This is a genomic window from Paenibacillus ginsengihumi DSM 21568, from assembly GCF_000380965.1.
In the GTDB taxonomy this organism is placed as follows: Bacteria; Bacillota; Bacilli; order Paenibacillales; family NBRC-103111; genus Paenibacillus_G; species Paenibacillus_G ginsengihumi.
Window position 1 is genome coordinate 19583 of the sequence record NZ_KB905611.1, and the last position, 8762, is coordinate 28344.

At 59.0% G+C, this 8762-nt stretch carries 7 protein-coding genes and 1 pseudogene; 1 reads left to right on the plus strand and 7 read right to left on the minus strand.

Annotated elements, in window-relative coordinates; genetic code table 11:
- Positions 1-83 precede the first annotated feature (83 nt).
- Both uvrC and trxA read right to left on the minus strand, forming a co-directional pair.
- Positions 84-2231 carry an excinuclease ABC subunit UvrC gene (uvrC, locus tag F591_RS0122395; protein ID WP_040742335.1) on the minus strand — a complete coding sequence of 716 codons (2148 nt, stop codon included), beginning with the start codon at positions 2229-2231 and terminating at the stop codon, positions 84-86.
- Between the two features lie 79 nt (positions 2232-2310).
- On the minus strand, positions 2311-2628 hold the full coding sequence (gene trxA, locus F591_RS0122400; protein WP_019536847.1) for a thioredoxin: 318 nt from the start codon (positions 2626-2628) through the stop codon (positions 2311-2313).
- Between the two features lie 228 nt (positions 2629-2856).
- Here trxA and F591_RS30785 point away from each other — a divergent pair, with 228 nt between their 5' ends.
- Positions 2857-3003: a YqzM family protein gene (locus F591_RS30785; protein WP_019536848.1), complete on the plus strand. Its 147-nt coding sequence runs from the start codon at positions 2857-2859 to the stop codon at positions 3001-3003.
- 370 nt (positions 3004-3373) lie between these two features.
- Here F591_RS30785 and zapE read toward each other — a convergent pair whose 3' ends face one another.
- From zapE to F591_RS32425, 5 genes and pseudogenes are all read right to left on the minus strand, one after another.
- Positions 3374-4363, minus strand: coding sequence for an AFG1/ZapE family ATPase (gene zapE, locus F591_RS0122415; RefSeq protein WP_019536850.1), 990 nt, complete (start codon positions 4361-4363; stop codon positions 3374-3376).
- Between the two features lie 121 nt (positions 4364-4484).
- Positions 4485-5975: a replication initiation and membrane attachment family protein gene (locus tag F591_RS0122420; RefSeq protein WP_019536851.1), complete on the minus strand. Its 1491-nt coding sequence runs from the start codon at positions 5973-5975 to the stop codon at positions 4485-4487.
- Between the two features lie 551 nt (positions 5976-6526).
- Positions 6527-7102, minus strand: a complete 576-nt coding sequence (locus F591_RS0122425) for a TetR/AcrR family transcriptional regulator (RefSeq protein WP_019536852.1) — start codon at positions 7100-7102, stop codon at positions 6527-6529.
- Complete coding sequence (locus tag F591_RS0122430) at positions 7099-7821, minus strand: MBL fold metallo-hydrolase (RefSeq protein ID WP_019536853.1); 723 nt, start codon at positions 7819-7821, stop codon at positions 7099-7101. Before F591_RS0122430 ends, F591_RS0122425 begins: the two co-directional genes overlap by 4 nt.
- Positions 7822-8543: 722 nt before the next feature.
- Positions 8544-8762, minus strand: a pseudogene (locus tag F591_RS32425) (group II intron reverse transcriptase/maturase); the annotation flags it as partial.

The following is an 8762-nucleotide window of genomic DNA, read 5'->3' on the forward strand; positions in this document are numbered from 1 at the left end:
CACGAACAGCCCTCCGAGAAGCGCATTGCATCTCGCGAGGGCTTGATTGGCCGCATCCGCATCCTGTTCTGCGGCGCTTCGTTCTAATCGGCCGCCGTCTCCGGAGCGGCCGGTTCAGCGCCCGATGCCGGGGCGGCATTCTCATTCAGCGCCTGCAGGATGGCTGCTGCCAGCTTCTCGCCAATACCGGCGGCTTTGAAGTCTTCGAGCGAAGCCTCCCGGATCTTCTTCACCGAGCCGAAATGCTTCAGCAGCTGCTTGCGGCGCTTCTCGCCGACGCCGGGAATGCCGTCGAGCTGCGACTCGATCATCGACTTGCTGCGCGCCTGGCGATGGAATGTGACGGCGAAGCGGTGCACCTCGTCCTGGATGCGCTGCAGCAAATAAAACTCCTGGCTGTCGCGCGGAATTGGCACGACCTGCGGGGGATCGCCGATCAACAGCTCCGACGTCTTGTGCTTCGCATCTTTAGCCAGTCCGCAAACAGGGACGCTAAGCCCGAGCTCATTCTCGAGCACGTCGATCGCCGCGGCGATCTGGCCTTTGCCGCCGTCGATGACGATCAGATCCGGCAGCGGCAACCCTTCCTTCAATACGCGCTCGTAGCGGCGCCGGACGACCTCCCTCATCGTCTCGTAATCGTCCGGCCCCTGGACCGTGCGGACCTTGTATTTGCGGTATTCCTTGCGGTCCGGCTTGCCGTCGGTGAAGACGACCATCGCCGAGACGGGATTCGTCCCCTGAATGTTCGAGTTGTCGAACGCCTCGATGCGGCGCACCGTGCCGATGCCGAGCCATTCCCCGAGATTTTCGACTGCCTTGACGGTGCGCTCCTCGTCCCTCTCGATCAGGCGGAATTTCTCCTCCAGAGCGACGCGGGCGTTATCGCAGGCCATGTCGACCATATTTTTTTTCAGCCCGCGGCGCGGCATATGGACCTTCACCTTCAGCCAGTTTTCGAGCGCTTCCTTGATGTCGGTTTTGGCCGCCTCCGCTGCCGCTGCTTCGTCATGCTCCAAACGGAGCTCCCGCTGCAAGCGTTCATCCGAAGCGACCGCGGCAGAAGCATCGTTTTCTCCGGCAGGCGCAGCCAACGAAGGCCGGCCGCTGCCCTGCTCTTCCGGCACGGCCGCGGCGGACTCGCTATCGCCCGATGCTTCCTGCGCAGCAGCGGCCGACATGATGCCGCTCTGCTCTTCCGGTACAGAAGCCGCCGGCAAGCTGGCCCCCGTCCCCTCCGGATGTGCCGCAGCTCCCTTGGGAGCATCGCCCTGCATCGGCAAAAAAATCTCCTTCGGCAACGCCGGATTATCGCTGTAATACTGCGAGACGAACGTAAGGAAGTCGTCGTATTCCTCGCCGTAGAACGGGAACATCGACGCATGGCGCTCGATCAGTTTGCCCTGCCGCATATACAAAATTTGCACGCACATCCAGCCCTTGTCGGTAGCGAAACCGAACACGTCGCGGTCCACCTGGTCGGACATCGTAATTTTCTGCTTCTCCATGACAGCATCGATATGGGCAATCTGGTCGCGCAGCTCCTTGGCCCGCTCGAAATTGAGCTGCTCGGCAGCCTCGTGCATTTTGCGCGTCAATTCGTCCTTGATCTCGTTATGGCCGCCGTTCAAAAATCGGGTGATCTCGCCGACCATCTGCTCGTAACTCTCCCGCTCCACCGGGTATTCGCAAGGCGCGACACATTGGCCGAGATGATAGTACAAGCACACCTTGTCCGGCAGCGTCCGACATTTGCGCAGCGGATACAAGCGGTCCAGCAGCTTCTTCGTCTGCTGAGCGGAGAACGCGTTCGGATATGGCCCGAAATATTTCGCTTTATCCTTCACCACCCGGCGGGTAACCTCCAGCAGCGGGTGTGTTTCGTTCGTGATTTTGATATACGGAAAAGACTTGTCGTCCTTGAGCAGCACATTGTAGCGGGGCGTATGCTTCTTGATGAGATTGCATTCGAGAATGAGCGCCTCGACGTTGCTTCCCGTGACAATATATTCGAAATCGGCGATTTCGCTGACAAGCCGCTGCGTCTTGGCGCTGTGACTGCCCGTAAAATAGGAACGAAGCCTGTTGCGAAGCACCTTCGCCTTGCCGACATAAATAATCGTGCCGTCCCGGTTTTTCATCAAGTAGCAGCCAGGCTGCTCCGGCACAAGCGCCAGTTTGTTGCGCAGCGCTTCCGTTATTTTCCGGCGGTCGTAGTCCCCCTCGCTCATCGTCCTGTTACCCTCCCCCGAAACGAAAAAAAGCTCTTTTTCCAGCATACCAGAAAAAGAGCCTCCGAAACATTAGCAATTATTGATGACGTCCGACCAGATTTTTCAGCGCGTCCTTCGACTGGAAGCCGACGACTTTATCGACCGGTTGGCCGTCCTTGAACAAAATCAGCGTCGGAATGCTCATTACGCCAAAACGGGAGACCGATTCCGGATTGTCGTCCGCATTCACCTTGGCAATCTTCACGCTGTCCCCGATCTCTTTATCCAGCTCCTCGAGTACGGGAGCGATCATTTTGCAGGGACCGCACCACGGAGCCCAAAAATCTACCAGAACCGTACCGGAACCCTCTACCTCGGCCTTGAAGTCTTGGTCCGTCACATTAACGATAGCCATGGATGGTATCTCCTTTCACCTATTGCAGCGAAAATTGTCAACATGTAAAGTATACCACAATCGACTCACATTTCAACCGAGCCAAAGTTTGCACATTTGTCACTTTCCCGCCTTTACAACAATTCGAAACATTGGGTATACTAAATGTACGAAACCGGCTTTGCCGCACTGATTCGTGCATATTTTCGCATGCGCACATAGAGAGCAAAGCTTGAAGGAGGACGAACCATGAGCGATTCGAAGCACCCGGAGCTCCATGTGAACGAAGAACCGCGCAACGATTTTATCGATACGGCCGTAGGCTTCGCCGTGTTTTTCGTTGTTCTGTTTGCGATCGCGATCGGGGCCACCGTCATTCAAGTGATGACGAAGTAACGGCAGCAGGCAGCGAACGAGTCCGTTCACGGATTAAAGCCTCTTCCGCTTTCGGGCGGGAGAGGCTTTTTGGCGTGACCTGCGACGTGCGGTCGGCTTCGCCTGCGGGCCGGCGCTCTCGCCTTGCCTGCGGCCCAGCTTCGCCTGCGGGCCGGCGCTCTCGCCTTGCCCTGCGGCCCAGCTTCGCCTGCGGGCCGGCGCTCTCGCCTTGCCCTGCGGCCAGCTTCGTCTGCGGGCCGACGCTCTCGCCTTGCCCTGCGGCCAGCTTCGTCTGCGGGCCGGCGCTCTCGCCTTGCCCTGCGGCCCAGCTTCGCCTTTAGCCCGCTCGGCTCCGTCGCAGCGACGTGCCGCCGGGGCGCCGCCAAGCCGCTTAAGATGACGCCTCCGCATCCCGAAGCGAATCCGCCGGGCTCGTCCCGCGCTTGTTATAGCCCTCTACCCAGACCATCTCCACAAAAGGCCGAATCCGGTCCATAATCCGCTTGCCCTTATATTCTTCGTCGCCGTCCTTGCTGGTGAAGCTGAAATGCTTCTCGAGCGCGTCCAAATCGTGATTCGAGGTAAAAAAGGTCGGCTTGCGGTTCATCCGGTAATTCAGGATCGTGCCCATGACATGGTCGCGCAGCCACGGGTTCAAATTTTCCGCGCCGATATCGTCGAACACGAGCAGATCGGTCTCCTTCAGCACGTCCAGCGTCTCCTTCAGCTTCTGCGGCTCCTGAAACATCGACTTCAAATCCTCGGCAAAATCGGGCATATACACGATCGCGCCGGTGTAGCCGTCCTTGGCCAGCTCGTAGAGCATGTAGCACATCAGGAACGTTTTGCCTGTGCCGAAGCCCCCTGCAGCGTACAAGCCGGTCTTTTGCAAACCTTCTTCGCGCGTCCGGAGAATATAGTCGATCACCTGATTGACGGCCGGCTCCCGATCCGGGTCCTTGTCCAAAATTTCAATCGAGGAGTAGCCCTGCGACAGCGCCCGCTCGTCCACGTAAAAGCTGCGGATGCGGCTGCGGATGGCCTGCTGGCTTTGACGCGCAACGAATTTTTTACAGGCTGTCTTCTGATCGTATACCCGCGTCCTTTCGCCGTCCGCCTCGACGGTCAGGAGCGTATAATGCCCTTCGAGATCGTTCGGGCAGCGGTCCAGTCCCGGACAGCGGGTGCAATTGCCGTACTCGGTCACATATTGATGCAGCTTGTTCATGTTCAGCTTGATCGTCTGCTCGTCCAGCTCGGGATATTTGGCCCGCAGCTTGACGATCAGCGGGTGCGCAGCGAGCTCCCGCACCTTCTCGTTCGCCTTCTTCAGCAGCTGGCCGCCCTGCGCGCTGCTGAGCAGGTCGCGAAGCGAATCCATGCTCTCCCCTCCCCCGAATTATGTATGCCGTGATTCACAATACCCGTATTCTATGTCATAGGATGACCGCATTCGATGTCATGGCATGTCCGGCTTTTTCAACAAGCACTCTGTGCGCCGGTTACAGCTTGCCGTCCAGCTTCATCGCCTTGCGCCGCAGTTCCTCGCGCTGCGCGGCGGTGAGCGTTTTGCCCGCGCCTCCGCTTTGCACGACGGGCAGCACCGGCTTCTGCCTTCCGCTTCCTGCGCGCCCCCTCGCCCCCGGCGTGCGGCCTGCGGACTCGGCGCGGCTGCCGCGCGCTTTTCGCTCCTGGTACGCCATCTGTTCCCGCACGTACTGGACCGCCTGCTCGTAGCTGGCGACCTGCTTGGCCAGCATATCGGCCGCCGTGCTTTCGATGGACGATTTGGCCCAAGATCTGCGGTTGACGTAAAAATAATGGATCAGTACATTGATCACTTCTTCCGGAAGCCCGTAGTTCAGGTCGATCTTGGCGAACATATCGAGCAGCCCGTCGGGGATGGAGCCTTTGGAAAATATTTTGTCCAACAAATACGTATACGGCTCGTTTCTTAAAATGTAGTTGTACTGATGCGCGTTGCATTCGCCCTGGAACAGGTCGGGAACCTCCAAATAATACTCCATTTCGACCTGCTTGTCCTCGCCGCGCTTCCCGTCCTCGGCCATGCCGTGTCCGCCCGTCAGCTTCGTCAGGAACCGCGCGCGCTCCTCGCTGCGCTTTTTCTCCTGACGGAACACCTGGTTCGCCTTATGCTGCAGCAGGTCGAGCACGATGTGCCCCTGCTCGTCGAACACGCCTTCCTCGTCCAGCAAGCGGCAAATGTCGGTCAAGTACAAGTTGTATTTTTTGGCTACGTAATTGATCTGCGCCATCTGCTCGGGCTCGTACTTCAAGTTCTCCACGAAAGCGCGGTTAACGGACTGCCGCGGAAAGTGCGAGATGATCTCCGTATACTGGTACCCTTTGGGGGCATCCGGCTTGGCTTCGGCCGGCTCGGACGCCGCCGTCTCGAACAGCGCCCGCTCCAGCTCATAGTCGATGACCTGTGTATTGAGCCGGAACAGCTCATAGAAGGGGACCGATAAATTTTCGCTGCTCGCCTGCTTCAGCTCCTCGTCCTCCGGCAGCAGCAGGTCGTCGCGCAGGGCGAATACCATATATTTGCCGACCTTGTCGCGAAGCAGCAGCGTCAAATGCTGATTGCGAAAAAATTCGGCGGGGCACAGCGGCGCCTCCAGCGTGTATTCGTACACGTAATCCTCGGAATCGGCCGCGAACCGGCGAGCCGACTTCAGCAGGCCGACCGCTTCCAGCCGCGACGTCTGCTCGATGAACAGCTTGCGCCCCCGCTCGCCCGCCTCCAGCTCCAGTGCGAGAAAGAGCTTGCGCTGCTGCTCCATCGGCGAGCAACCGACCTTGCCCTCCGGCAGCTGCTGATACAGCGTATGATATAAAGCGACGGCGAACGCGCCGATCATCGGCTGGTAGACGTTCGCCAGCATTTTGTAATCGAGGCTGCTCAAGGCGAAATCCCGTTTCACGCAAAAACGGTGATATTCGGAAAAATGGAGCAGATTCGTAATTCGCATTCCCGTTCAATTCCCCATTTCCTGACGCGTCATAGTAAACTTCATTTTACCACATAAATCGACACTCGCGAGATGAAAATGATATGGAAAAAAGCGCCCATCGATGGACAATAGACGACCTGTAACGATATAGGAAAAAGGCCCGCAGCGCTGCCTAAGCGCCCGGTTGGGCAGCGGCGGCCGGGGCGGCGATTGGGCGGTACCGACTGTATGGGGCGGCGGTTCGGCGACGGCGGGGCGGCATCGACCGTACGACCGCGGTCGGGTTCGGCGAGGTTGAGCGGCACCAGCCGTACGGGGCGGCGATTGGGCGACACAGGGCTGTAAAACAGCACGGGGCGGAGAAACAGCCCTCGAGGAGAGGCGGGCGCGGAAATTGCGGCGCAACAAAGCGCACGCCGCCAGAGGCGGCGAGGAGCGGCCGCAATCCAGGGCCCCCGGAGGTCGCGGCCGGCGGCGATGTAGCCGGCGGCCATGCGGCGGCGATGTAGCCGGCGGCCATGCGGCGGCGATGTAGCCGGCGGCCATGCGGCCGGAGGCGGTGCGGCCGACTAGGTGGCGTTCGGAGCGTCTCCCCTTCTGAGCCCGCGCAAATAGGTCTCGAGCACCCGCCGAACACTCTCGTCCACATCCAGGCCGAGATTGAAGCCGTTCAGCAGCTCGATCGAGGCAAAACCGTGGACCAGGCTGCGCAGCCCGCGGATCGCATGGATCAGATCATCCTCCGCTAAGTGGAACGATTCGAATACGCGGGCAACGACCGCCAGGACGCCTTCCGAATGCGCGGCAACTTCGGGATCCAGCGGATCAGGCGGGCGCAGCGACGCCTCGTACAGTCCGGGATGCTCCCGCACGAAACGGATGTACGCCTCGGCTACCGCCAGCACCGCCGCTTCGCCCGAGCGCCCCGCCGCCGCCTCGAGCATAACGCTTTTCAAGCGGTCGATCGCCATGAGCGCCAAAGCTTTGCGCAAATCCGCAAGCCCCTTCACATGATTGTACAGCGACGGCACCTTGACGCCGAGCTTCTGGGCCAGCGCTGCCAGCGTGAGCTGCTCGAAGCCTTGCGCTTCGGCGATTTCGGCGGCCGCCAGCAGCACCTTCGTCCGGTCAAGCCCTTGTCTCATCGTCCGCTCCTCCTCTCCAAAGCCGCTTCCGCCTCGCGAATAGCGCGGTCAATGGCTGCCGCCGGCCGCTGCAAAGGCATCCCGTGTCCGACGGCCAGCAGGCTCGGCCGTAGCTCCTGCAGGCGGCGCGCGCTCGCCAGCGCCGTCTCGGCATGCCAGGTCGCCCAAGCCGGGAACGGGAACAAAACCTTCCGCTGCCCGGAGACGGCAATGCCGCCGCGCGTCTGAAATGCGTCCCCGGCAAGCAGCGCGCCGGAGCGCTCATCCAGAAAAGCGAGCAGGCCCGGCGTATGCCCCGGCGCCGCTACGGCTCTCAAGGACCCGATCCGCTCGCCGTCCGCCAGCAGCCGATCGGGCCGGGTGCGGACCGCCTTCGGGACGCCGCCGCGGATCGGCGTCGGAGGCTCGCCGGGGTCCAGCGTGACATCTCCCGCGAGCAGCCTTGCGTCCCTGGCGGATATGGCCACTTCCGCTTCCGGAAGCATTTGCTTCAGGCGGTCCAATGCGCCGACGTGATCGTCATGCGCATGGGTCAGCGCGATGCGGCGAATCGACTTGCCGATCCGCTCGGCTGCCTGCACAATGGCCTTGGCGCTGAACGGGAGAGCCGCATCGACGAGCGTCAAATCGTCCTGTTCCTCGACGAGAAAGCAATTGACCGGAAACAGGCGCGGAAAGAAAGTAAGCTGAACGATATGATCGTAACGGATCATTTTCATAGCGGGTGCCTCCCTATAATTTGGATGGACGTCTATGACATACGAATCTTTTCGTCATGGGCCGTCATCTTCGGTGATGAAAAGTTAATTGTCGTACGATACGAAGCAGTGTTCAACGAAAACTAATAATATTATTGTTTAAACTAATTATATTAGTTTTATGTCACAAAATCAAGCCTCACAACATCAAAAAACTTGAAACCACCGTCTCGACGATGCTGTATAACACCGCAATGGCCCTTGCTCCGCGCAGCGTGTTGCCTTTTTCAGCTGTTCACCGTTAGCTTGATTGCCCGTTCGCCGCGGTTGTTGCCGCTCTCCAGCCGGCCGTCTTGCAAAAAGAGGCAAGCTCCGGCCACTGATTCGCGCAAGTAAGGAGATCGCCGTTCCAAGCAGCGCTTCGGGCAACACGCGCGTTGACTTTCGAGCCAAAAGAACGTCTTCTGAAAACCGTCGATCCTTCATGTGGTTTCCTCCCGAGCACATGAGCGACGAATTCTGCAAAAAATGCAACAATTTCTGCATTTTTCGCACGATAGGAAGGGGAAAGTTGCATTTTGTGCAACAATTTGGACGAGATCGGCTTCAAACTGGGGATCATCGCCCGAAATGTTGCACTTTTTACAACAATGAGCCGCAGATGCGGTTTATCCCCCCGTTTTGTAGAGTGAAGGGCTGGGGGTACCAGCCCCTCCTCATCAAACCGTACGTGAAGTTTTCCCTCATACGGCTTTCCGACGTTCTTCACCTTGGCCAGTACGTTTGCCCCAAATTGCGACGGTTTTCAGACCCGCCATCCGAAGTAATTCGAACACATTTACCTGACTGGCTCTCCTCTTCTTGTGTTTTCTGTTCCACCACAGACTTATTCTTCTGCGGATATGCCAGTCCACTTTGGTCAGGAATCGGTTTGCCATGGTCGGGTCTATGCTCGCGTAGTA

Coding starts and splice junctions, on each gene's coding strand:
- zapE (WP_019536850.1), bottom strand. CDS start 4,363: ATGGATTCGCTTCGCGACCTGCTCAGCAGCGCGCAGGGCGGCCAGCTG.
- F591_RS0122425 (WP_019536852.1), bottom strand. CDS start 7,102: ATGAGACAAGGGCTTGACCGGACGAAGGTGCTGCTGGCGGCCGCCGAA.
- F591_RS0122420 (WP_019536851.1), bottom strand. CDS start 5,975: ATGCGAATTACGAATCTGCTCCATTTTTCCGAATATCACCGTTTTTGC.
- F591_RS0122430 (WP_019536853.1), bottom strand. CDS start 7,821: ATGAAAATGATCCGTTACGATCATATCGTTCAGCTTACTTTCTTTCCG.
- uvrC (WP_040742335.1), bottom strand. CDS start 2,231: ATGAGCGAGGGGGACTACGACCGCCGGAAAATAACGGAAGCGCTGCGC.
- trxA (WP_019536847.1), bottom strand. CDS start 2,628: ATGGCTATCGTTAATGTGACGGACCAAGACTTCAAGGCCGAGGTAGAG.
- F591_RS30785 (WP_019536848.1), top strand. CDS start 2,857: ATGAGCGATTCGAAGCACCCGGAGCTCCATGTGAACGAAGAACCGCGC.